This window comes from Pseudomonas sp. GW821-FHT07B01, from assembly GCF_059419065.1.
In genome coordinates this window covers 1-24,447 of the sequence record NZ_JBWKRA010000041.1, presented here as the reverse complement: position 1 = coordinate 24,447, position 24,447 = coordinate 1, and the positions used below count along the sequence as shown (strand labels likewise).

At 61.7% G+C, this 24,447-nt stretch carries 19 protein-coding genes and 1 tRNA gene; 18 read left to right on the top strand and 2 right to left on the bottom strand.

The genetic code is table 11. The features are described 5' to 3' along the window. The first annotated feature begins 365 nt into the window (after nt 1–365). The gene (locus tag AC07S6_RS26765; RefSeq protein WP_495113368.1) at nt 366–1,298 is read left to right on the top strand and encodes a hypothetical protein; all 933 of its coding nucleotides are present in this window, start codon (nt 366–368) and stop codon (nt 1,296–1,298) included. Between the two features lie 86 nt (nt 1,299–1,384). Here the strand turns inward: AC07S6_RS26765 and AC07S6_RS26760 are convergent, their stop codons facing one another. Next, nucleotides 1,385–4,663 carry an EAL domain-containing protein gene (locus AC07S6_RS26760; protein ID WP_495113367.1) on the bottom strand — a complete coding sequence of 1,093 codons (3,279 nt, stop codon included), beginning with the start codon at nt 4,661–4,663 and terminating at the stop codon, nt 1,385–1,387. Nucleotides 4,664–4,729: 66 nt separating this feature from the next. Then, nucleotides 4,730–5,620: a LysR family transcriptional regulator gene (locus AC07S6_RS26755; protein ID WP_034126233.1), complete on the bottom strand. Its 891-nt coding sequence runs from the start codon at nt 5,618–5,620 to the stop codon at nt 4,730–4,732. A 140-nt stretch (nt 5,621–5,760) separates the two neighbouring features. On the opposite strand from AC07S6_RS26755, the gene leuC reads away from it, so the two are divergent. From leuC to AC07S6_RS26670, 17 genes are all read left to right on the top strand, one after another. Beyond that, nucleotides 5,761–7,179 (top strand): 3-isopropylmalate dehydratase large subunit, encoded by a 1,419-nt coding sequence (gene leuC / locus AC07S6_RS26750; RefSeq protein ID WP_495113366.1) that lies wholly within the window; start codon nt 5,761–5,763, stop codon nt 7,177–7,179. A 10-nt stretch (nt 7,180–7,189) separates the two neighbouring features. Then, nucleotides 7,190–7,834, top strand: coding sequence for a 3-isopropylmalate dehydratase small subunit (gene leuD / locus AC07S6_RS26745; protein WP_014719160.1), 645 nt, complete (start codon nt 7,190–7,192; stop codon nt 7,832–7,834). 125 nt (nt 7,835–7,959) lie between these two features. Further along, complete coding sequence (locus AC07S6_RS26740) at nt 7,960–8,724, top strand: class I SAM-dependent methyltransferase (RefSeq protein ID WP_259284536.1); 765 nt, start codon at nt 7,960–7,962, stop codon at nt 8,722–8,724. Nucleotides 8,725–8,777: 53 nt separating this feature from the next. Beyond that, entirely contained in the window at nt 8,778–9,860 is a 1,083-nt protein-coding gene (leuB, locus tag AC07S6_RS26735; protein ID WP_127881868.1) for a 3-isopropylmalate dehydrogenase, read from the top strand. Nucleotides 9,861–9,924: 64 nt separating this feature from the next. Next, the gene (gene asd, locus AC07S6_RS26730; protein WP_003192554.1) at nt 9,925–11,037 is read left to right on the top strand and encodes an aspartate-semialdehyde dehydrogenase; all 1,113 of its coding nucleotides are present in this window, start codon (nt 9,925–9,927) and stop codon (nt 11,035–11,037) included. Between the two features lie 250 nt (nt 11,038–11,287). Next, nucleotides 11,288–12,298, top strand: coding sequence for an aspartate-semialdehyde dehydrogenase (locus tag AC07S6_RS26725; RefSeq protein ID WP_495113365.1), 1,011 nt, complete (start codon nt 11,288–11,290; stop codon nt 12,296–12,298). A gap of 161 nt (nt 12,299–12,459) precedes the next feature. Beyond that, nucleotides 12,460–14,979 carry a motility hub landmark protein FimV gene (locus tag AC07S6_RS26720; RefSeq protein ID WP_495113364.1) on the top strand — a complete coding sequence of 840 codons (2,520 nt, stop codon included), beginning with the start codon at nt 12,460–12,462 and terminating at the stop codon, nt 14,977–14,979. 243 nt (nt 14,980–15,222) lie between these two features. Further along, a complete protein-coding gene (gene truA, locus AC07S6_RS26715) occupies nt 15,223–16,047 on the top strand; it encodes a tRNA pseudouridine(38-40) synthase TruA (RefSeq protein WP_003192549.1) in 825 nt (274 codons plus the stop codon). Nucleotides 16,048–16,110: 63 nt separating this feature from the next. Further along, nucleotides 16,111–16,743 (top strand): phosphoribosylanthranilate isomerase, encoded by a 633-nt coding sequence (locus AC07S6_RS26710; RefSeq protein ID WP_495113363.1) that lies wholly within the window; start codon nt 16,111–16,113, stop codon nt 16,741–16,743. Nucleotides 16,744–16,988: 245 nt separating this feature from the next. Next, nucleotides 16,989–17,909 (top strand): acetyl-CoA carboxylase, carboxyltransferase subunit beta, encoded by a 921-nt coding sequence (gene accD / locus AC07S6_RS26705; protein WP_003192545.1) that lies wholly within the window; start codon nt 16,989–16,991, stop codon nt 17,907–17,909. Next, entirely contained in the window at nt 17,906–19,213 is a 1,308-nt protein-coding gene (gene folC, locus AC07S6_RS26700; RefSeq protein WP_495113362.1) for a bifunctional tetrahydrofolate synthase/dihydrofolate synthase, read from the top strand. Before accD ends, folC begins: the two co-directional genes overlap by 4 nt. Further along, nucleotides 19,197–19,865, top strand: a complete 669-nt coding sequence (locus AC07S6_RS26695) for an SPOR domain-containing protein (protein ID WP_014719152.1) — start codon at nt 19,197–19,199, stop codon at nt 19,863–19,865. Before folC ends, AC07S6_RS26695 begins: the two co-directional genes overlap by 17 nt. Nucleotides 19,866–20,107: 242 nt before the next feature. After that, nucleotides 20,108–20,665: a CvpA family protein gene (locus tag AC07S6_RS26690; protein WP_003192538.1), complete on the top strand. Its 558-nt coding sequence runs from the start codon at nt 20,108–20,110 to the stop codon at nt 20,663–20,665. Nucleotides 20,666–20,706: 41 nt separating this feature from the next. After that, entirely contained in the window at nt 20,707–22,212 is a 1,506-nt protein-coding gene (gene purF, locus AC07S6_RS26685) for an amidophosphoribosyltransferase (protein WP_003192537.1), read from the top strand. A 65-nt stretch (nt 22,213–22,277) separates the two neighbouring features. Further along, the gene (locus AC07S6_RS26680; protein ID WP_014719150.1) at nt 22,278–23,489 is read left to right on the top strand and encodes an O-succinylhomoserine sulfhydrylase; all 1,212 of its coding nucleotides are present in this window, start codon (nt 22,278–22,280) and stop codon (nt 23,487–23,489) included. Between the two features lie 11 nt (nt 23,490–23,500). Next, on the top strand, nt 23,501–24,265 hold the full coding sequence (locus AC07S6_RS26675) for an SDR family oxidoreductase (protein WP_003192533.1): 765 nt from the start codon (nt 23,501–23,503) through the stop codon (nt 24,263–24,265). Between the two features lie 107 nt (nt 24,266–24,372). Continuing rightward, nucleotides 24,373–24,445: transfer RNA gene (locus AC07S6_RS26670), tRNA-Val, on the top strand. The last annotated feature ends 2 nt before the right edge of the window (nt 24,446–24,447 follow it).

Here is a 24,447-nt window from a genome sequence, read left to right as displayed (position 1 = left end):
CGGGATCGAACCCCGTGCCACAGCCCGGTCCGAAGCCGGAATCGAACCCCGTGCCGCAGCCCGGTCCGAAGCCGGAATCGAACCCCGTGCCACAGCCCGGTCCGAGGCCGGAATCGAACCCCTTGCCACAGCCGGGTCCTAAGCCGGAATCGAACCCGATACCTACACCCGCTCCACAGCCCGATAAGTTTGTTCCGGATTTGACCAGCCCAGGTCCTGCTGAGAATAAATTCGACAGGAACTGGCGCTTCAATGCTCGACTTTCATCCAGATCCTGAAATCCACTGGCTCATAAGAACGCTTAAATAAAACGTGGGCTTCTCCGAGGCATACCACTCGGAGAAGTACTGTTTAAGGAGAAACTTGTGTCGTGCTGTTCGATTAATAATATTGCGCGCGTGATAGATGTCCGTCCGGTGGCACCTGTTGATACGTTAAAACCCATTAATGACACTTTTCAGCTCACTCCGGTTAAGTACGGGACTGTAGAGACAGCTAAAAAAAGCATTGGTACTAATACGGAATTAGTCACTACATTGTCGGGGCTGTTTGCGTCTTTTTTTTCACAGTTGATTTCTCTGTTGTCCGATAAAAAAGATACGACAGTTCCTGATATTCCTCCTCCGCCCAGGGTTCAGCCTGAGGTTCCGCCTCGGGTCATACCTGAACCGCTACCACCAAAGCCTGAGGTCGCCGCAAACATTCCCGGTCTTTCGATAAAGCGTAATGGGGCTAAGCCGGACAATATCTGGAGTGGCTTTCGCCAAGGGCCAGATGGCAACTGCGTTACCGTATCGGCCATCAAGGCAGCCATGTACCGATTTGGTCAAAGCCCTACGGACATTTTTCGCTCGGTGAGAAAAGAGCCTGGCGGTTATCACGTGGTCATGCGCGACGATTTTGAGCTGAGATTGACTGACTCGGAGTTGGCGCAAGCAGCACAAGGAGCTCGGTTTATAGGTGCTGATAAAGAGATGCTCAAGGATGCGCAGTTTCTTTTTGCCGTCAGCGCCAAGCGCGCGCAAATGGAAGACAACGATGGTACGGCGAGCAGGAGTTTTCATGCTGCCATTCGCAGCCTGAACAATGGAGAGGATGAGAGGGGGCCAGGGGAGGGGTTTCTGCGCCTGGGGTTGAGGAAACACATGAAAAGGGTGCGCGTCAGTGCGCTCGCCGGTGGGCAAGTGGGTATGTGCAATCGGAATGGGCATTCGGTAGCGGTTATCAATGGTCGTGAAGAGTTATGGGGGCGCCCAGGCTCGGCCCCTACCCAAGGCGATGCTGTAGCGCTTATGTAATTGAACAGGCAGCCAGGCGGGCGGCTCCATTGACGGCAGTGGCGCTTGGCTGCACCTTTTGCAACCTCGCGTGATCAGGCGCGGCCCTATTCCAGCAACCGCCTGAAACCCTCGATCGGCAATGGCCGGCTGTGTAAATACCCCTGGAACAAATGGCAGCCCAGCTTTTGCAGGAACGCCAGCTGTTCCAGGGTTTCCACCCCCTCGGCGATGACTTCCAGGTTCAGGCTGCGCGCCATGGCCACAATGGCGCGGATGATTTCTGCGTCATTGGGGTCGTGGGTCGCATCGCGCACGAACGACTGATCGATCTTCAGTGCGTCCACCGGCAAGCGCTTGAGATAGGTCAGGGATGAGTAGCCGGTACCGAAGTCATCCATTGCAAAGCTCACGCCTAGTTTTTTCAGGCGGCGCATTTTCACCACGGTGTCGTCCAGGTTCTGGATCACGATGCCTTCGGTGATTTCCAGTTTCAGCAGGCTGAACGGCAGGCCGTGTTGCTTGAGGCTGTGCTCCACCCGTTCCACAAAGTCGTTCTGGCGAAACTGCCGCGGGCTGATATTCACGCACAGGCTGAAATTGAGCGGGTCCACCAGGCCGTCGGCAATCAACTGGGCAAAGGCGCCGCAGGCTTCATCGAGAATCCAGGTGCCGACCTCCAGGATCAGGCCGCTGTCTTCCAATACCTTGATAAATTCCGCCGGCGACTGCGCGCCCAATTGTGGATGCTGCCAGCGCACCAGGGCCTCGGCGCCGACTATCCGGTTGCCGCGCGCATCCACCTGGGGCTGGTAATGCACGCTGAATTCGCCGCGTGACAAGGCCAGGCGCAAGTCGGTTTCCATGCGCAGGCGCTCGCTGGCGGTTTTCTGCATGCTGTTGTGGAACATCTGGGTGGTGTTGCGCCCGGAGTCCTTGGCGCGGTACAGGGCGATGTCGGCACGCTTGAGCAGATCGGCGGGTGTGGTGCCATGATCGGGGATCAGCGCCACGCCGATGCTGGGCGTGACCTGCAACCGGTGACCGTCAAGGAACATGGGTTCCGAGAGCAATTCGCGCAGGGTATCGGCCAGCGCTTGCACCTGGCTGCTGACCGTCTGGCGGGTGCCCTCCAGGCCGCTGAGCAATACCACAAACTCGTCGCCGCCCAGGCGCGCCACGGTGTCCTCCGTGCGCACGCTGGCTTCCAGGCGCGCGGTGACGATTTTCAGCACGGTGTCGCCAACGGGGTGGCCGAGGGAGTCGTTGATGTGCTTGAAGTGATCCAGGTCCAGAAACAGCAGGGCGCCGCGCAGGTTGTGGCGCTTGAGCAGGGCGATCTGCTGGCTCAGGCGGTCCATCAGCAGTGCCCGGTTCGGCAGGTTGGTCAGCGGGTCGTGATAGGCCAGGTGCCGGATCTGCGCCTGGGCGTTCTTCAATAGGCTCACATCCCGCGCGGTCAGCAGCAGGCAGGGGGTTTCATTCAAGGTGATCGGCTCCACCGAGACCTCCACCGCCAGAACCTCGCCACGCTTGTTGCGCCAGAGCATTTCCAGGTGGTGAATGCGCCCCTTGATGTGCAACTCGGCCAACAGTGCGGCGCGTTGGTTTTCATCGGCCCAGATGCCGATCTGGTACAGCGTCAGGCCGATGGCTTCTTCGGTGCGGTAACCGGTCAGGCGGCAAAAACCGTCGTTGACCTCCACATAGCGGCCGGTGTCGCGCTCGGTGATGGAAATCGCATCGGGGCTGGAGTGGAACGCCTTGGCGAACTTCTCTTCACTGGCCTTGAGTGCGGCTTCCGAGCGTTGCTGTTGGGTAATATCGCGCAGCGTGGTGACGATGCACGGCTGGTCACTGACCTTGATCAAGCGGCTGGAAATCATGCAGGTCAGGCTTTGGCCGTCCTTGTGATGCACCACGATAGCCACATTGCTCAGGGCCTGTTCGCGTATCACCTGCTCGATGCGCTGCAGGCGCTTGCTGGAGTCGTCCCACAAGCCGATTTGTTCCGCGCTTTTGTCGAGCACTTCGGCGGCTGTCCAGCCAAACGTCTGGGTAAACGCCGGGTTGATCTCGATAAAGGCGCCGCTGTCCAGGCAGGTCACGCAGATCGGGTCGGGGCTGGCCTGGAACAGGCTGGCGAACTTTTCTTCCGAGGCGGTCAGCCGTTGCTCGCGCTCGACCTGGTCGGTGATATCCAGCAAGGTGCCGGCCATGCGCAGGGGCTTGCCTGACTCATCGCGATACAGGCGTGCGCGGCTCTCCAGGTAGCGCGGGCTGCCGTCTTCCATTTGCACGCGGTAGGTCAGCTGATAGTTGCCGTCCGGGCCTTCGCGCAAACTGCGGTAAGCATGGCGCATGCCCTCCCGGTCCTCATCGGACATGCCTTCAAAAAACGCCTCGAAAGACTCATGGAACGGCGCGGGCTCCAGCCCGTGTAGCTGGGCGGCTCGCGCCGAGCCGTAGAGCATGCCGCTGGGGATGTGCCAATCCCAGGTGCCCAGTTGCGCGGAATCCAGGGCCAGGTCCAGGCGTTCCTGGCTTTCCTTGAGCGCTTGCTCGGCGTTTTTGCGTTCGGTGATGTCCAGAAAGGTGCTGATCAGGTACGCCTCGCCGTCCAGTTCCACCTTTTGTGCGCTGAGGGTGCCGTCATGAATCTGGCCGTTGCTGGCGCAGAACTGCACTTCCATGGTGATGGGTTCGCCTTTGCGTTGCGTGGCCTTGACCAGCAGCGCCCGCTGTTCCGGGTGGCGCCACAGGCCCAGTTCCAGGGTGGTGCGGCCGATGGCATCGGCCACCGGCCAGCCGAACAGCATTTCGAAATACTGGTTGGCTTCGCTGATCAAGCCGTCGGCCTGGCGCGTCAGCAGTACCATGTTCGGGCACAGGTGGAACAGGGTGGCGAAGCGCTTTTCCGAATGGCTGAGGGCATGTTCACGGTCGCGTTGGTGGGTGATCTCGCGGATCACCCCGATCATGCGTCGCCGTCCGGCTTTGTCGGGGGCCAGGTTGCCGCTGATTTCCAGCCAGTGCAGGCTGCCATCGGGCCATTGGATGCGGTGGTGCATGGCGCGGTCGAAGGGCTCTCCGGCGAGCACCGCATGAAAGCCGCGCACCACCCGCGCACTGTCTTGCGGGGCCAGCAGGTCTAGGTAATCGAGGTCCTTGGGCAGAGGCTGGCGCGGGTCAAAGCCGAATAGCGCCTGGGTGCCCCGTGACCAACTGATTCTTCCTGTGTCGATTTCCCAGCACCAGGCACCCAGCCGCGCGGCATTGAGGGCCGCGAGCAACTGCGGGGCACTGTCCCAGCTTTGTTCCGCCGCTTGAGGGTCCAGGGCGTAGATGCGGGGCAGGGGTGGAATCGGGTCAAGGGGGTTGCGCATTATCAAAGGGCCTTGGCTCATTGAGAAAACCGCGCGGTTTGACCTAAACCCCTGGCCCGCACAGTGTCATGCCGGTAACCCTGGCAGATCGACCTGTGCATCCAACAGGCTCATGAAAGCCCGCGCAGCGTTCGACAGCGTCCTTTCGGTGTGCACGATATAGCCTAGCTGGCGACTGAGCTGTATGCCCGGCAAAGCGATACTTGCCACCTGATCGTCGAGCATGGTGCGCGGCAACACGCTCCAGGCCAGGCCGATGGAGACCATCATCTTGATGGTTTCCAGGTAGTTAGTGCTCATCGCGATATTGGGCGTCAGGCCCTGGGCCTCGAACAGGCGGCTGACAATATGGTGGGTAAAGGTGTTGCCACCGGGAAACACGGCCGGATGCCCGGCGATATCGCCCAGGCTGACGGAACCGTTGCTGATCAGGCTGTGTTCCGGCGCCACCACAAAATCCAGCGGGTCGTCCCACACCCGGGTAGCACGTACTAGGTTGTGGGGCTCAGGCGCCAGGGTGATTACCGCGACTTCCGCACGGCCATGGAGGATTTCTTCGTAGGCCACTTCTGAATCCAGAAACTGAATATCCAACGCCACCTTCGGATATTGCCGGGTGAAGGTGCGCAGGATCGGCGGCAGGCGATGCAGGCCGATATGGTGGCTGGTGGCCAGAGTGAGGCGCCCGCTGACTTCGCCGGTGAGGTTGGTCAGGGCCCGGCGGGTGTCGTCCAGCACGTTGAGGATTTGATAGGCGCGGGGCAGCAAGGCCCGCCCGGCCTCGGTCAAGCCGACTTCGCGGCCCAGGCGGTCGAACAGCCGTACCTTCAATTGTTGTTCCAGGCCGGCGATGCGCTTGCTGATGGCCGGCTGGGTCAGGTGCAGGCGTTCGCCGGCGCCGGAGAAGCTGCCGGTCTCGGCGATGGCGATAAAGGCGTTGAGGTTGGCCAGGTCCATTGTGCTATTCCAGTTGGTAATCCAAAGCATAAAAAATATGAATTTGAGTTATTTAATGTAGCGCCATACCATCAGCCTCACAAGCCAAAGGGTTATTGAAAAGCCCGGCGTATAGAAGCACCGCTGATGAGGACCGACTGATGGCCGGCAAAACGCTTTACGACAAGCTTTGGGATTCCCACGAAGTGAAACGTCGCGATGATGGATCGTCGCTGATCTACATCGACCGTCACATCATCCATGAAGTGACCTCGCCCCAAGCGTTCGAAGGCCTGCGACTGGCCGGGCGCAAGCCTTGGCGCGTCGACTCCATCATCGCCACGCCGGACCACAACGTGCCGACCACTCCTGAGCGCAAGGGCGGCATCGAAGCCATTGCCGACCAGGTTTCGCGGTTGCAGGTGCAGACCCTCGACGACTATTGCGACGAATACGGCATCACCGAATTCAAGATGAACGACGTGCGCCAAGGCATCGTCCACGTCATCGGCCCGGAGCAGGGCGCCACCTTGCCGGGCATGACCGTGGTCTGCGGTGACTCTCATACCTCCACCCATGGTGCGTTCGGCGCCCTGGCCCACGGCATCGGTACTTCCGAGGTGGAGCACGTGTTTGCCACCCAGTGCCTGGTGGCCAAGAAAATGAAGAACATGCTGGTACGCGTCGAAGGCCAATTGCCGTTTGGCGTGACCGCCAAGGACATCGTACTGGCTGTGATCGGCAAGATCGGCACCGCGGGCGGCAACGGCCATGCCATCGAGTTCGCCGGCAGTGCTATCCGCGGCCTGTCCATTGAAGGCCGCATGACCATCTGCAACATGTCCATCGAAGCCGGTGCCCGCGTGGGCATGGTGGCGGCGGACGAAAAAACCGTCGAATACGTCAAGGGTCGCCCGTTCGCGCCGCAAGGCGCCGATTGGGATGCCGCCGTCGAAGCGTGGAAAGACCTGGTCTCCGACGCCGATGCGGTGTTCGACACCGTGGTCGAACTCGACGCTGCGCAGATCAAGCCGCAAGTCAGCTGGGGCACTTCGCCGGAAATGGTCCTGGCCGTCGACCAGAACGTGCCGGACCCGGCCAAAGAAGCCGACCTGGTCAAGCGTGGCTCCATCGAACGCGCCTTGAAATACATGGGGTTGACCGCCAATCAGGCGATCACTGATATCCAGTTGGACCGTGTATTTATCGGCTCCTGCACCAACTCGCGGATCGAAGACCTGCGCGCCGCGGCGGTGATCGCCAAGGGCCGCAAGGTGGCCTCGACTATCAAGCAAGCCATTGTGGTGCCAGGTTCCGGGCTGGTTAAAGCCCAGGCGGAAGCCGAAGGGCTGGACAAGATCTTCCTCGAAGCCGGTTTTGAATGGCGGGAGCCGGGCTGCTCGATGTGCCTGGCGATGAACCCGGACCGCCTGGAGTCGGGCGAGCATTGCGCATCGACCTCCAACCGTAACTTCGAAGGGCGTCAGGGCGCGGGTGGGCGTACCCACCTGGTGAGCCCGGCCATGGCCGCCGCTGCTGCCGTCAACGGTCGTTTCATCGACGTTCGCGAATTGATCTGAGGAAAACCCGATGAGAGCTTTTACCCAACACACAGGCCTTGTAGCGCCGTTGGACCGTGCCAATGTGGACACCGACCAGATCATCCCAAAGCAATTCCTGAAGTCGATCAAGCGCACCGGTTTCGGCCCCAACCTGTTCGATGAGTGGCGCTACCTGGACGTGGGCTACGCCTACCAGGACAACTCCAAGCGCCCCCTGAACAAGGACTTTGTGCTCAACGCCGAGCGTTACCAAGGTGCCAGCGTGTTGCTGGCCCGGGAAAACTTCGGTTGCGGCTCCAGCCGTGAACACGCGCCGTGGGCCCTGGAAGAGTACGGCTTTCGGAGCATCATCGCGCCGAGCTACGCCGATATCTTCTTCAACAACAGCTTCAAGAACGGCCTGTTGCCGATCATCTTGAGCGACGCAGAAGTGGACGAGTTGTTCCAGCAAGTGGAGGCCAATGTCGGCTACCAACTGACGGTGGACCTGGCCGCGCAAACCGTGACCCGCCCGGATGGCAAGGTGTACCACTTTGAAGTGGATGCCTTCCGTAAGCACTGCCTGATCAACGGCCTGGACGACATCGGCCTGACCTTGCAGGACGGCGATGCGATTGCTGCGTTTGAAACCCGGCACCGGGCGAGCCAGCCCTGGCTGTTTCGCGATGCCTGATTTGCGGTAACCGTGCGGGCCCCATCGCGGGCAAGCCCGACTCCCACATTGGAGTTCCAACTGTGGGAGCTGGCTTGCCTGCGATAGCGCCAGTGCAACCACCACAAACCCCAAGGAAAGCCACCATGACCACCACCGCCCACACTCAAGTCGTGCAAAAACAATTCGGCGAGCAAGCCTCGGCCTACCTGAGCAGCGCCGTACACGCCCAGGGCACCGAATTCGCACTGCTACAGGCTGAACTGGCCGGGCAGGGCGCTGCACGTCTGCTGGACCTGGGCTGCGGTGCCGGTCATGTCAGCTTCCACGTGGCGCCTCTGGTCAAAGAAGTGGTGGCCTACGACTTGTCCCAGCCTATGCTCGACGTGGTGGCCGCCGCCGCCAAAGACCGCAACCTGGACAACATCCGCACCGTGCACGGCGCCGCCGAGCGCCTGCCGTTCGCCGATGGCGAATTCGACTTCGTGTTCAGCCGTTATTCGGCCCATCACTGGAGCGACCTCGGCCTGGCCCTGCGTGAAGTGCGCCGTGTGCTCAAGCCGGGTGGCGTGGCGGCATTTGTGGATGTCTTGTCACCGGGCAGCCCGCTGTTGGACACTTACCTGCAAACCGTCGAAGTGCTGCGCGACACCAGCCATGTACGTGACTATTCCGGCGCCGAGTGGATGCGCCAGTTGAGTGAGGCTGGCCTGCACGTGCGCAACAGCAGTCGCCAGCGCTTGCGCCTGGAGTACACCTCGTGGGTTGAACGCATGCGCACGCCAGAGGTACTGCGTGCAGCAATCCTTGAGCTGCAACAGGCGATGGGCCAGGAAGTACGCGATTATTACGAAATTCAAGCCGACGGCACCTTCAGCACCGATGTGCTGGTGGTCTTCGCCGAACGCTGATTGATTTTTCCCGACCTGCCCACGGGCGGGTCGCTTGATGAAATGAGGAACCCATGAGCAAGCAGATTCTGATTCTCCCTGGCGACGGTATTGGGCCGGAAATCATGGCCGAAGCGGTTAAGGTCCTTGAGCTTGCCAACAGCAAGTACAGCCTGGGCTTCGAGCTGAGCCACGACGTGATCGGCGGCGCTGCCATCGACAAGCACGGCGTGCCGCTGGCTGACGAGACCCTGGACCGCGCCCGGGCTGCCGATGCGGTACTGCTCGGCGCCGTGGGTGGGCCGAAATGGGACAAGATCGAGCGTGACATCCGCCCTGAGCGCGGCCTGTTGAAAATCCGTGCGCAACTGGGTCTCTTCGGCAACCTGCGCCCGGCCATCCTCTACCCGCAACTGGCTGACGCGTCGAGCCTCAAGCCGCAAGTGGTAGCGGGCCTGGATATCCTCATCGTGCGTGAGCTGACCGGCGGTATCTACTTCGGCTCGCCACGGGGTGTGCGCGAGTTGGAAAATGGTGAGCGTCAGGCCTATGACACGCTGCCATACAGCGAGAGCGAAATCCGCCGTATCGCCCGTGTCGGTTTCGACATGGCGCGCGTGCGCGGCAAAAAAGTCTGCTCGGTGGACAAGGCCAACGTGCTGGCTTCCAGCCAACTGTGGCGTGAAATCGTCGAAGAAGTCGCCAAGGATTATCCGGACGTCGAACTGAGCCACATGTACGTCGACAACGCCGCCATGCAACTGGTGCGCGCACCCAAGCAGTTCGACGTGATTGTCACCGACAACCTGTTCGGCGACATCCTGTCCGACCAGGCGTCGATGCTCACCGGTTCCATCGGCATGCTGCCGTCGGCGTCCCTGGACACCAACAACAAAGGTATGTACGAGCCGTGCCACGGTTCGGCGCCAGACATCGCGGGGCAGGGCATTGCCAACCCGCTGGCGACGATTTTGTCGGTGTCGATGATGCTGCGCTACAGCTTCAACCTGGGCGATGCGGCGGACGCAATCGAGAAGGCCGTCAGCCTGGTGCTGGATCAGGGCTTGCGCACCGGCGATATCTGGTCCCAGGGTTGCACCAAGGTCGGGACGCAAGAAATGGGCGACGCAGTAGTCGCCGCGCTGCGGAATCTGTAATCTCTCGGGCCCGCTTGCAGTTGTTGCTGCAAGGCGGCCCACTTTTTAACAAGGTGTAGTTGCGATGAAACGTGTAGGTCTGATCGGTTGGCGCGGTATGGTCGGTTCCGTGCTCATGCAGCGGATGCTGGAAGAGCAGGATTTCGATCTTATTGAGCCGGTGTTTTTCACCACTTCGAACGTAGGTGGCCAAGGGCCGTCCGTGGGCAAGGATATTGCCCCGCTCAAGGATGCCTACAGCATTGAAGAGTTGAAGAGCCTCGACGTGATCCTGACCTGCCAGGGTGGCGACTACACCAGCGAAGTCTTCCCCAAGCTGCGCGAAGCCGGCTGGCAGGGTTACTGGATCGACGCCGCTTCGAGCCTGCGCATGCAGGACGACGCGGTGATCATCCTCGACCCGGTCAACCGCAAGGTCATCGATCAGCAACTGGACGCCGGTACCAAGAACTACGTGGGCGGCAACTGCACCGTCAGCCTGATGCTGATGGGCCTGGGCGGCCTGTTCGAAGCGGGCTTGGTGGAGTGGATGAGCGCGATGACCTATCAGGCGGCCTCCGGTGCCGGCGCGCAGAACATGCGTGAACTGATCAAGCAGATGGGCGCGACCCACGCCGCTGTCGCCGATCAACTGGCTGACCCGGCCAGCGCCATCCTCGACATCGACCGCCGTGTGGCCGAGGCCATGCGCAGCGATGCTTACCCGACCGAGAACTTCGGCGTGCCATTGGCCGGTAGCCTGATCCCGTGGATCGACAAGGAACTGCCTAACGGTCAGAGTCGCGAAGAGTGGAAGGCCCAGGCCGAAACCAACAAGATCCTGGGGCGTTTCAAGAACCCGATCCCGGTGGATGGCATCTGCGTGCGCATTGGCGCCATGCGTTGCCACAGCCAGGCGCTGACTATCAAGTTGAACAAAGATGTGCCGATCGCCGATATCGAAGGGCTGATCAGCCAGCACAACCCTTGGGTCAAGCTGGTGCCGAACAACCGCGATATCAGCATGCAGGAGTTGAGCCCGACCAAGGTCACCGGCACCCTGAATGTGCCGGTGGGCCGCCTGCGCAAGCTGAACATGGGCAGCCAGTTCCTCGGCGCGTTCACCGTCGGTGACCAACTGCTGTGGGGCGCGGCTGAGCCGTTGCGTCGCATGTTGCGGATTTTGCTGGAGCGTTGATCGCTTGAAGCAATAACAGAAACCCGCGTTCTGGTGACAGGCGCGGGTTTTTTGTTGCCTTTGTGATCATTCCCACGCTCTGCGTGGGAATGCAGCTCTGGACGCTCTGCGTCTGCTTTAGAGGCGTGACGCGGAGCGTCACAGGAGGCGTTCCCACGCAGAGCGCGGGAACGATCAGGGGGGGCTGTAATTGCCTCACCCTCTACCACCCGGTAAAGTGCCGCTCCCCCGTAATGCCCGAGGCAATCCCATGACCCAGACCTTTGAAATCGCAGTGATCGGCGCTACCGGTACCGTTGGCGAAACCCTGGTGCAGATTCTCGAAGAGCTGGAGTTCCCGGTGGGCACCTTGTACCTGCTGGCGGGCAGCAACTCGGCGGGGGCTTCGGTGCCGTTTCGGGGCAAGAACGTGCGGGTCAAAGAGGTCGACACGTTTGATTTCAGCAAGGTGCAGTTGGCGTTCTTCGCTGCAGGCCCCGCGGTGACCCTGAGCTTCGCCCCGCGTGCCACCGCCGCTGGCTGCGCGGTGATTGACTTGTCTGGCGCTTTGCCCGCCGAGCAGGCGCCGCAAGTGGTGCCGCAGGCCAACGCCCATGTGCTGGGCGCGTTGAAAAAGCCTTTCCAGCTCGGCAGCCCGAGCCCTTGTGCCACCTACCTCGCGGTGGTGCTGGCACCGTTGCGCAATGTAGTGGACATCCAGCGCGTGAGCGTCACCGCCAACCTGGCCATCTCTGCCCAGGGCCGCGAGGCCGTCAGCGAGTTGGCGCGCCAGACTGCCGAACTGCTGAACGTGCGTCCCTTGGAGCCAACGTTCTTCGATCGGCAAGTGGCGTTCAATCTGCTGGCGCAAGTCGGCACGCCAGACGTCCAAGGTCATACCGCCCTGGAGAAGCGCCTCGTACACGAACTGCGTGTGGTGCTGGAAACACCGTTACTAAAGATTTCCGCCACCTGCGTTCAAGCCCCGGTGTTTTTCGGCGATAGCCTGACTGTGTCGCTGCAACTGGCCGCGCCGGTCGACCTGGCCGCGGTGAACCGCGCCCTCGACGCTGCGCCGGGAATCGAGCTGGTCGAGGAGGGCGATTACCCCACAGCCGTAGGCGATGCCGTCGGCCAGGACGTGGTGTACGTCGGGCGAGTTCGCGCAGGTATCGACGACCCGGCGGAACTAAATCTTTGGCTGACGTCAGATAACGTACGCAAAGGCTCGGCCCTGAACGCCGTGGAACTGGCGCAGTTGTTGATAAAAGACCTTGTGTAAAAGATACTTGGCGGCAATTTGTAGATTGATTCTAGCCAGGCGCTATGCTTGGTCCCAAGTGAAACACAAGCGCGTCGGTGACCTATCGGCTCGCCATGCCTTATGGCAGCGGTTACCAACCTTCTCGCAGAGCGGGAAGTGTTCAAACAAAGGATGAGGCTATGGTTCAAGTTCGCAAACTGGTGTTAGCAATAGCGGCCGCCTCGGCGCTGTCCTCCGGTATGGCGCAGGCGCTGCAACTTGGGGAGATGACCCTCAAGTCGAAGTTGAACCAGCCGCTGTCGGTGGAAATCGAATTGCGCGATGTGGGCGGCCTCACGGCGTCCGAGATCACCCCCAGCCTGGCTTCGGCCCAGGCCTTCGTGGATGCGGGTGTCGACCGCCAGGCGTTTCTCGATGACCTGACGTTCACGCCGGTGATCAACCCCGAAGGTCGCAGCGTGGTACGTGTGACCTCCAGCAAGCCGCTGCCCGATTCCTACGTGCGTTTCCTGATGCAGGTGCAATGGCCCAATGGCCGCTTGATGCGTGACTACAGTGTGCTGCTCGACCCGGCCAAGTTTGACCAGCCGGCACCGACTGCCAGCGCGCCGGCCAGCTCTGCGCCTGCCACTGGCACGCTTGCCCGGCATACCACCACGCCCCACGATACCTTGTGGGAAATTGCCGCGAAGAACCGTCATGGCGCCTCGGTCCAGCAAACGATGCTGGCTATCCAGGCGCTTAACCCGGATGCCTTTGTCGACGGCAACATCAACCGCCTGAAAACCGGCCAGGTGCTACGCCTGCCGGATATCACCCAAAGTACAGCCCTGGCCCAGCCGCAAGCGATTGCCGAAGTGAGTGCGCAGAACGCCGCCTGGCGCCAGCGCCAGCGTAGTCCTCAGGGGCAAGTGGCCGGTAAGCCGCAGTTGGATGCAACCCGGCGCACCCAGGCCGGCAATGCGCCGTCGAGCACCCAGGCCAAGGACAATTTGAGCCTGGTATCGGCGCAAGCCGCCAAGAAAGGTGGCAAAGGCGCAGCTGGGGACAGCCGCGCCCTGAGCGACAAGCTGGCGATGACCCAGGAAGAGCTCGACACCACGCGGCGCGACAACGAAGAACTGAAAAGCCGTGCCGCCGACCTGCAAAGCCAGTTGGAAAAGCTGCAGAAGCTGATCCAGCTGAAGAATGACCAATTGGCTCGTTTGCAGGCGCAAACGGGTGAGCCAGCCGCGATACCCGCACAGTTGCCCGGTGAGCCTGCAGCCGAGCCTGCGGCCCCTGTTGCAACGCCAGCGCCAGCGCCTGAACCTGTCAAGCCGGCTGCCGCGCCGGCCAGTACCGAAGGCAAGTTCAATGATCTGCTGACCAACCCGATTGTGCTCGGCATCCTTGGCGGTGCGGCCCTGCTGGTGGTGCTGCTGCTTCTGCTGCTATGGGCTCGCCATCGCAATGCTCGCCGTGAAGAAGAGAAGCATCTGCGCATGGCTCGGGCGTTGGCCGAAGAGCCTGAGTTCGTTTCCAATATCGATCAAGACCTGCCGCCTGACAGCTTCGAGGGCCTTGAAGTGCCGCCGCCGAGCGTCAAGCTCGCCACCGCAGTGGCGCCAGCAGCCGCACCCGCGCCAGCACCGGTGGTCGAGACGGTTGTGGCGCCGACGGTCGCCTCCGTGCTGGCGCCGTTGGCGGTTGCCGTGGCTCAGGAAAATTCCAGCGACGCCCTGGGTCAGGCCCAATCCCATATTGACCGTGGCCACCTGAACCAGGCGGCGGATGTGCTTGAACAAGCCATCAAGCACGAGCCCAAGCGCAGCGACCTGCGTTTGAAGCTGATGGAGGTCTATGGCCTGCAGAACAACAAGGACGGGTTCGTCACCCAGGAGCGCCAGTTGGTGGCCAACGGTGAGAACCATGCCCAGGTCGAGCAGCTCAAGGCGCGCTTCCCCGCCATGGCCGTGTTGGCGGCGGGTGTCAGTGCCGCAGTGGCCGCCGCAGCCCTGGATGCGCAATACGTCAAGGACCTGCTCGACGACAAGCCGGCCTCGGCTGCGCAGGCAGACACCTTCGACACCGATTTCGACTTGAGCCTGGATGACCTGGAAGCCGCCTCGCCGGCCGAGATCGCGCAAGACCAGCAAACCTTTGAAGCATTGCTCAAACAACAGACCGAGTCTAAGGTCGACGCACAGGACCTGTCGGACTTTGACCTGGACCTGCAGCTGGACCCGCCCGCGTCGCAAACCGATGACGACTTCCTGTCGGGCCTTGAAGAGCAGATCAAGGATGTACCGCCGGTGGAGCCGCCGACCCTGACGCCGGCTGCGCTGGACGAATTCGACCTGCCGGAAGACTTTGACCTGTCGCTGGCGGACGAGCCGAGCAAGCCTGCGGCCAAGCCCGATGCCTTCGCGTCGGAGCTGGACGACGTCAACGCTGAACTGGATCGATTGTCCCAGAGCCTGGAACATCCGCCGATCGAGCCTTCCTTCACGGCTGAAGATGCCGCGCTGGGTGCTGAGGATGAGCCGGATTTCGACTTCCTCTCGGGCACTGATGAAGTGGCCACCAAGCTCGACCTGGCCCAGGCCTATATCGACATGGGCGATGCTGACGGCGCGCGAGACATCCTGTCCGAGGTGCTGACCGAAGGCAACGAAGGCCAGCGTGGCGAAGCCAAGGAAATGCTCGGCCGAATCTAACGGACGAGGCAGAAAAATGTGGAAGCGGGCTTGTTGTGGCGAGGGAGCTTGCTCCCGCTGGGGTGCGTAGCGCCCCTGAAAAGCGGGCTCCAGCTGCGCTGTCGAACGGGAGCAAGCTCCCTCGCCACAAAAACCCCAGATTAAAAGCCCCCTCTCATGCACCCTGACGCCCTATAATGCTCGCCTTTGCGCAACTCTTCAGGCTCTCAGTTCTTGGCAAATATAGATAACGCGGCTGCCGAAATGGCAGCCGCAGGCTTTTACCGCATCGCCCTGGGCGTGGAATACAAAGGCTCGCGCTATCGCGGCTGGCAGCGTCAGGCCTCCGGGGTGCTGACGGTGCAGGAAACCCTGGAAAACGCCCTGTCCAAAGTCGCCAACTCGCCGGTGTCGCTGATGTGTGCCGGGCGTACCGATGCCGGCGTGCACGCGTGTGGCCAAGTGGTGCACTTCGACACCCAGGCCGAGCGGTCGATGAAGGCGTGGGTGATGGGGGCTAATATCAATTTGCCCCATGACGTCAGCGTCAGCTGGGCCAAGGTCATGCCGGCGCATTTTCACGCCCGTTTCAAGGCTATCGCCCGGCGTTATCGCTATGTGATCTACAACGATCAGATCCGCCCGGCGCACCTCAATGAAGAAATCACCTGGAACCACCGCCCGCTGGATGCCGAGCGCATGGCCGAGGCCGCGCAGCATCTGGTCGGGGTGCATGACTTCAGCGCCTTCCGTGCCGGGCAGTGCCAGGCCAAGTCTCCGATCAAGGAAGTCCACCACCTGCGGGTGACGCGGCACGGCAAGATGATTGTGCTGGATATTCGCGCAGGTGCCTTTCTGCATCATATGGTGCGCAACATCGCTGGCGTGCTGATGACCATCGGCACCGGTGAGCGCCCGGTGGAGTGGGCCAAGGAAGTGCTGGAAAGCCGCATTCGCCGTACGGGCGGGGTCACGGCGCATCCGTTCGGCCTGTACCTGGTGGATGTGGAGTACCGCGACGAGTTCGAATTACCGGAACGCTTTATCGGGCCGCACTTCCTCACCGGTTTCAGCGAACTTGGCGGCTGACGCCCGGAAAAGCTTTTGTTACCATCCGGGACTTTCTCGGTCCAACCCTGAGGTTCCTACGACATGTCAGTCGTTCGCAGCAAGATTTGCGGGATTACCCGCATAGAAGACGCGCTGACGGCAGTCGAAGCGGGGGCGGATGCCATTGGCCTGGTGTTTTATGCCAAGAGCCCCCGGGCGGTGAATGTGCTGCAGGCGCGGGCGATCATCGCTGCATTGCCGCCCTTCGTGACCACCGTGGGGTTGTTCGTCAACGCCAGCCGTTGCGAGCTCAACGAAACCCTGGATGCGGTGCCGCTAGATATGTTGCAGTTCCATGGCGACGAATCGCCAGAGGAATGCGAAAGCTATCAGCGCCCGTACATCAAGGCGTTGCGGGTCAAGGCCGGGGACGATATCGCCGCAGCCTGCGCCGCTTATACCGGCGCTCGCGGGATTCTGTTGGACACCTACGTCGAAGGCGTACCCGGTGGCACGGGCGAGGCGTTCGACTGGACGCTGATTCCCGAGGGGGTGAGCAAGCCGGTCATTCTCGCGGGTGGGCTCACTCCAGCGAATGTCCAGGCGGCCATCGAACAGGTCCGGCCGTATGCCGTGGACGTCAGCGGTGGGGTGGAGCAGGGCAAGGGGATCAAGGACCCGAGCAAGATTCGCGCGTTCATGCAGGCCGTGCGCAACAGCAGGGGTGGGATGTGACGGCTGGCAGTCTGCCGCCGTCCATAACTACCACTGTGTAAAACAGCCCGGCGCCGCCTGTGGGTGGCCCGGAAACGAAGTGGCAACCCTGCGCTGGCAGGTTGTCTGGAAGGCTGAGGATACGGGCGGGAAATGGCAGGTCCAACGTCTGACCCCGTCCCGCCTGTGTCATCGCCACATATGAATTTAGCTCAAGGGCATACGCGGGGCTGTGTTCAAGCCACCGGTACTGGAGAAAAGAAAGCATGAGCAACTGGTTAGTAGACAAACTGATCCCTTCGATCATGCGTTCCGAGGTGAAGAAAAGCTCGGTTCCTGAAGGTCTGTGGCACAAATGCCCATCCTGCGACGCGGTGCTGTATCGCCCGGAGCTGGAAAAGACCCTGGACGTTTGCCCCAAGTGCAACCACCACATGCGTATTGGCGCACGCGCTCGTATCGACATCTTCCTGGATGCCGATGGCCGTAATGAGCTGGGTGCCGACCTGGAGCCGGTTGACCGTCTCAAGTTCCGCGACAGCAAGAAGTACAAGGACCGCCTGGTCGGCGCACAGAAGCAGACTGGCGAGAAAGACGCGCTGATTTCGGTCAGCGGCAAGCTGCTGGGCATGCCGGTAGTGGTCTCGGCCTTCGAATTCTCCTTCATGGGCGGTTCCATGGGCGCCATCGTCGGTGAGCGCTTTGTTCGCGCTGCCAACTATGCCCTGGAAAATCGTTGCCCAATGATCTGCTTCGCTGCCTCCGGTGGTGCGCGCATGCAGGAAGCCCTGATTTCCCTGATGCAAATGGCCAAGACCTCGGCGGTACTGGCGCGTCTGCGTGAAGAAGGCATTCCGTTCATCTCCGTGCTGACCGACCCGGTCTACGGCGGCGTCTCCGCCAGCCTGGCGATGTTGGGCGATGTGATCGTTGGCGAGCCTAAAGCCCTGATCGGTTTTGCCGGCCCGCGCGTGATCGAGCAGACCGTGCGGGAAAAACTGCCGGAAGGCTTCCAGCGCAGCGAGTTCCTGTTGGAGCACGGTGCGATCGACCTGATCATTCCGCGTGGCGAACTGCGCCCGCGCCTGGGCAGCCTGCTCGCGCAAATGATGGGCTTGCCGACGCCTGTGTACATCGCACCTAAAGTCGAGCCGATCGTTGTGCCGCCGGTGCCAGCAAACCTATGACCCAACGTACCCTGGGCGAATGGCTCGCCTACCTTGAGCAGTTGCATCCGTCCGCCATCGACATGGGCCTGGAGCGCTCGCAACAGGTAGCGGCCCGCCTCGGGTTGGGCCAGCCGGCACCGCGTGTGATCACGGTGACCGGCACCAACGGCAAAGGCTCCACCTGTGCTTTTGTGGCCGCGCTGTTGCAGGCCCAGGGCCTCAAAGTCGGCGTGTACAGCTCGCCGCACCTGCTGCGCTACAACGAGCGGGTGCAGCTCAATGGCGTAGAAGCCACTGATGCCCAGCTGTGCGAAGCGTTCGCAGCCCTGGAAGCCGGGCGTGGCGACATTTCCCTGACCTATTTCGAGATGGGCACCCTGGCGGCGTTCTGGCTGTTCGAGCGTGCGCAACTGGATGTGGTCGTGCTGGAAGTCGGCCTCGGCGGGCGCCTGGATACGGTCAACGTGGTGGATGCCGACCTGGCCCTGGTAACCAGCATTGGTGTCGATCATGCCGATTACCTGGGCAATACCCGCGAATCGGTGTCTTTTGAAAAGGCCGGGATCTTCCGCCAGGGCCGTCCGGCGCTGTGTGGTGACCTGGACCCGCCGCAACCCTTGCTCGACAGGGCGCGCGAACTGGATTGCCCGTTCTACCTGCGGGGTCGCGAGTTCACCCTGGACATCGGCGACACCCATTGGCAATGGCGTGGGCAGGATGCACGTGGCCAACGGGTAGAGCTGCTTGATTTGCCGTTGCTGAACCTGCCGATGGAAAACGCCGCGCTCGCGCTGCAAGCCTATTTGCTGCTGGACCTGCCGTGGGACGCCGCGCAGATCGCCGCGACCTTGCTGGCAACGAAAGTGGTGGGGCGCCTCGATCGCCGAACCTTCAACTGGCAAGGCAAGCGCCTGAGCCTGATGTTGGATGTAGGCCATAACCCCCATGCTGCGCAGTACCTGGCTCAGCGTCTGGCGCGTACGCCGCCGGTGGGGCGTCGCCTGGCGGTGTTCGGGTTGTTGGTCGACAAGGACCTGGACGGCGTGGTTGTGCCACTGCTGGGCAGCGTCCAGTACTGGGCCGTTGCGCCGCTGGACACGCCACGCAGCCGTCCTGCGGTTGAGTTGGAAACTGCCTTGCAGAACCTTGACGCGCCGGTGACGTCGTATGCAAGCGTCACTGCAGCCCTGGAGGCGCAGTGTGCGGTAGCGACGGCCGAGGACGAAATCCTGTTGTTCGGATCATTTTATTGTGTTGCCGAGGCGCTTGAATGGCTGGCCCGGCGCTCCACGGAGGAAGCTGCACATGGCATTACTGGATAGCGCATACAAGCAGCGAATGGTCGGGGCCCTGGTGCTGGTGGCGTTGGCGGTAATCTTTCTGCCGATGCTGTTTTCCCGCCAGGACGAACAGCGCCAGGTGGTGGTTGAAGCTCCCGCTGCGCCCCAGGCACCGGTGGTGCCGCAGGTTCAAGTCGAACCGGTAGTTGTGCCTGAGCCTCAGGTGTTGCCGGAAGAACCTGTGCCCGTCGAAGAGGAGGTCGTCACCCAACAGGCACCTTCGCAGGCCCCTTCGATGCCGGTGCAGCCAAGTGTGCCGGTGGTCAAGCCAACGCCAGCCCCGGCTGTCGCCGCCAAACCGGCTGCACCGGCGCCAGCGCCCAAGCCTGTGGCGCCGCAGCCTGCTGCACCGGGTAAGCCGGATGTGGGTCAGAGCCGCATCGACCCCAATGGTCTGCCGATCAGTTGGTCGATCCAGCTCGCCAGCCTGGCCAATCGCGAAAGCGCCGATGCCTTGCAGAAAAAGCTGCGTGCCCAGGGGTATAACGCTTATATCCGCAGCGCCGACGGCAAGAACCGTGTGTTTGTCGGGCCGCTGATTGAGCGTGCCGAGGCAGATCGCCTGCGCGATTTGCTGGGTCGTCAGCAGAACCTCAACGGGTTTGTGGTGCGTTTCCAGCCCGAGCGCGGCTGAACGGGCAATAGGCTCTAAATGTGGGAGCTGGCTTGCCTGCGATGGCGGTGGTTCAATCGACAACGATGTCGAATGTGCCGCCCTCATCGCAGGCAAGCCAGCTCCCACATTGGTTTGTGCTGGGGTTGAAATGCGATTGGCCCATCACAATCTATTGATTTGCAAAGCACCCGCAATCACCGCTTACCGATAGCCCGGCGCTCTGCTAAAATGCGCCGCCTTATCCGTACGTAGGCTGCACTGTGCCATTTACCTGGGTTGATTGGGCGATCGTTGCAATCGTCGCCATCTCCGCTTTGATCAGTCTGAGCCGCGGCTTCGTAAAAGAAGCACTGTCGTTGCTGACCTGGATCATTGCAGGAGTCGTAGCCTGGATGTTCGGTGGTTCACTGTCGGTCTACCTGGCCGGGTACATAGAGACACCTTCGGCTCGCGTCATCGCGGGCTGCGCCATCATGTTCATCGCCACGCTGTTGGTGGGGGCAATGGTCAATTATCTTATTGGCGAGTTGATACGTGTCACCGGCCTCTCCGGGACCGATCGATTTCTCGGCATGGCCTTCGGGGCTGCGCGTGGCGCGCTGCTGGTGGTCGTGGCGGTCGGGCTGTTGAGCCTGGGGCCGGTACAGCAGGATTCGTGGTGGCAGGAGTCGGTACTCGTGCCAAAATTTCTATTGGTTGCAGACTGGTCCAAGAACCTCATTCTGGGGTGGAGCAGTCAGTGGCTGGCCAGCGGAATCAGCGTACCCGCTGATCTTCCGTTCAAGGAACACCTCTTACCGGCCAAAACGCCTCAGTAAGCTGTGTTCAGTCAAGATTCATTAAGTAGGGGTTGCGTCGCATGTGTGGCATCGTCGGTATCGTCGGTAAGTCGAACGTCAATCAGGCGCTGTATGACGCGCTAACCGTCCTCCAGCACCGCGGCCAGGACGCTGCCGGTATTGTGACCAGCCACGACGGCCGGTTATTCCTGCGCAAGGACAATGGCCTGGTGCGTGACGTGTTCCATCAGCGTCACATGCAGCGCCTCGTCGGGCACATGGGCATTGGCCATGTGCGCTACCCGACTGCCGGTAGCTCGACCTCGGCCGAAGCTCAACCGTTCTACGTCAACTCGCCTTACGGCATCACTTTGGCGCACAACGGTAACCTGACCAACGTTGAACAACTGGCCAAGGAGATCTACGAATCTGACCTGCGCCACGTCAACACCAGCTCCGATTCGGAAGTGCTGCTCAACGTGTTCGCCCACGAGCTGGCCCAGCGCGGCAAGCTGCAGCCGACCGAAGAAGACGTGTTCGCCGCCGTGATCGACGTGCACAACCGTTGCGTCGGTGGTTATGCGGTGGTGGCGATGATCACCGGTTACGGCATCGTTGGTTTCCGCGACCCCCACGGCATTCGCCCGATCGTGTTCGGCCAGCGTCACACCGACGAAGGCGTCGAGTACATGATCGCTTCCGAAAGCGTGTCCCTGGACGTGCTGGGCTTCACCCTGATCCGCGACCTGGCGCCGGGCGAGGCTGTCTACATTACTGAAGACGGCAAGCTGCACACCCGTCAGTGCGCCGTAGCGCCGAAACTCACCCCGTGCATCTTCGAACACGTCTACCTGGCGCGTCCGGATTCGATCATCGACGGCGTCTCGGTCTACAAGGCGCGCCTGCGCATGGGCGAGAAGCTGGCCGAGAAGATCCTGCGCGAGCGTCCCGAGCACGATATCGATGTGGTCATCCCGATCCCGGACACCAGCCGTACCGCCGCGCTGGAGCTGGCCAACCATCTGGGCGTCAAGTTCCGCGAAGGCTTCGTGAAGAACCGCTACATCGGCCGTACCTTCATCATGCCCGGCCAGGCTGCGCGCAAGAAATCGGTACGCCAGAAGCTCAACGCCATCGAACTGGAGTTCCGCGGCAAGAACGTAATGCTGGTAGATGACTCCATCGTGCGGGGCACCACCTGCAAGCAGATCATCCAGATGGCCCGCGAAGCCGGGGCGAAGAACGTGTACTTCTGTTCCGCTGCGCCTGCGGTGCGTTACCCGAACGTGTACGGTATCGACATGCCGAGCGCCCATGAGCTGATCGCGCATAACCGTTCGACTCAGGACGTGGCCGACCTGATCGGCGCTGACTGGCTGATCTACCAGGACCTGCCGGACCTGATCGAAGCGGTTGGCGGTGGCAAGATCAAGATCGAGCAGTTCGACTGCGCCGTGTTCGACGGCAAGTACGTGACCGGCGATGTCGACGAGGCCTACCTGAACAAGATCGAGCAGGCGCGCAACGACTCGTCGAAGATCAAGACCCAGGCGGTCAGCGCGATCATCGACCTGTATAACAACTGAGTAGACACCGGCCCTGAGGGGCCGGTTTTGTATCTTAAACAAAGAATTGAATAAGGAGTCGCAGCATGAGTCAGGAATGGGATGCCGGTCGGTTGGACAGCGACCTCGATGGCGTAGCTTTCGATACCCTGGCTGTGCGCGCCGGCCAGCACCGTACCCCGGAAGGTGAGCACGGCGACCCGATGTTCTTCACCTCCAGCTACGTGTTCCGTACTGCCGCCGACGCCGCTGCGCGGTTTGCTGGCGAAGTGCCGGGCAACGTGTATTCGCGCTACACCAACCCGACCGTGCGTGCGTTCGAAGAGCGCATCGCGGCCCTGGAAGGTGCCGAGCAGGCCGTAGCGACTGCGACCGGCATGGCGGCCATCCTGGCGGTAGTGATGAGCCTGTGCAGCGCCGGCGATCATGTGCTGGTATCGCGCAGCGTGTTCGGCTCGACCATCAGCCTGTTCGAGAAGTACTTCAAGCGTTTCGGTATTGAAGTCGATTACGTGCCCCTGGCGGACCTGTCCGGCTGGGAAGCGGCCATCAAGGCCAATACCAAGCTGTTGTTCGTCGAATCGCCGTCCAACCCGCTCGCTGAGCTGGTGGACATTGCCGCGCTGTCCGAAGTCGCCCATGCCAAGGGCGCGATGCTGGTGGTGGACAACTGCTTCTGCACCCCGGCCTTGCAGCAACCGCTGAAGCTGGGTGCGGACATCGTGGTGCACTCGGCAACCAAGTTTATCGACGGCCAGGGCCGTTGCATGGGCGGCGTGGTGGCCGGTCGCAGCGAGCAGATGAAGGAAGTGGTGGGCTTCCTGCGCACCGCCGGCCCGACCCTCAGCCCGTTCAACGCCTGGATCTTCCTCAAAGGCCTGGAAACCCTCAGCCTGCGCATGAAAGCCCATTGCGCCAACGCCCAGGCCCTGGCCGAGTGGCTGGAGCAGCAGGACGGTATCGAGAAAGTGCATTACGCCGGTCTCAAGAGCCACCCGCAACACGCCTTGGCCCAGCGCCAGCAGCGCGGTTTCGGTGCAGTGGTGAGTTTTGAAGTGAAGGGCGGCAAAGACGGCGCCTGGCGCTTCATCGACGCGACGCGCTTGATCTCCATTACCGCCAACCTGGGTGACAGCAAGACCACCATCACCCACCCGAGCACCACCTCCCACGGGCGCCTGGCGCCGCAGGAGCGTGAAGCGGCCGGCATCCGGGACAGCCTGATTCGCATCGCGGTGGGCCTGGAAGATGTTGCTGACTTGCAGGCAGACCTGGCCCGCGGGCTGGCGGCCTTGTGATCGAGTGGTCCATGGAGGCTGCGGCGGCCAGTAACGGGCGCGTGGCGCTGGTGACGGGCGCGGCGCGGGGCATTGGCCTCGGGATTGCCGCGTGGCTGATCAGCGAAGGCTGGCAGGTGGTGCTGACCGACCTGGACCGCGAGCGCGGTGCCAAGGTGTCCAAGGTGCTGGGCGACAATGCCTGGTTTATCACCATGGACGTGGCCGACGAGAAGCAAGTGGCCCAGGGTGTCGCCGAGGTGCTGGGGCAGTTCGGGCGCCTGGATGCGTTGGTGTGCAACGCGGCGGTGGCCGACCCGCGCAATATCACCCTGGAAAGCCTCGACCTGGCTTACTGGAATCGGGTGCTGGCGGTCAACCTCAGTGGGCCGATGCTGCTGGCCAAGCACTGCGCGCCTTACCTGCGTGCCCACGGCGGCGCTATCGTCAACCTGGCCTCGACCCGGGCGCGTCAATCGGAGCCCGACACCGAAGCCTATGCGGCCAGCAAAGGGGGGCTGTTGGCCCTGACCCACGCCCTGGCCATGAGCCTGGGGCCCGAAGTGCGGGTCAATGCGGTCAGCCCTGGCTGGATCGACGCCCGTGACCCGGCTGCGCGGCGTGCAGAGCCGCTCACCGACGCCGATCATGCCCAGCATCCGGCGGGCAGGGTGGGGACGGTGGAGGACGTGGCGGCGATGGTGGCCTGGTTGCTGTCACGCCAGGCCGGGTTCGTCACCGGGCAAGAGTTCGTGGTGGACGGCGGCATGAGCAAGAAGATGATTTACAGCGAGTAGGGCGGGTAGCTGTCTTGAAGTCATTTTGTCTTTTTCAGAAAAACTTCAAGCAGGCTATTGACTTAGGTCCGCTACCTGCGTAAATTTCGCGGCCTCAACGAAGCAAAGGGTGATTAGCTCAGCTGGGAGAGCATCTGCCTTACAAGCAGAGGGTCGGCGGTTCGATCCCGTCATCACCCACC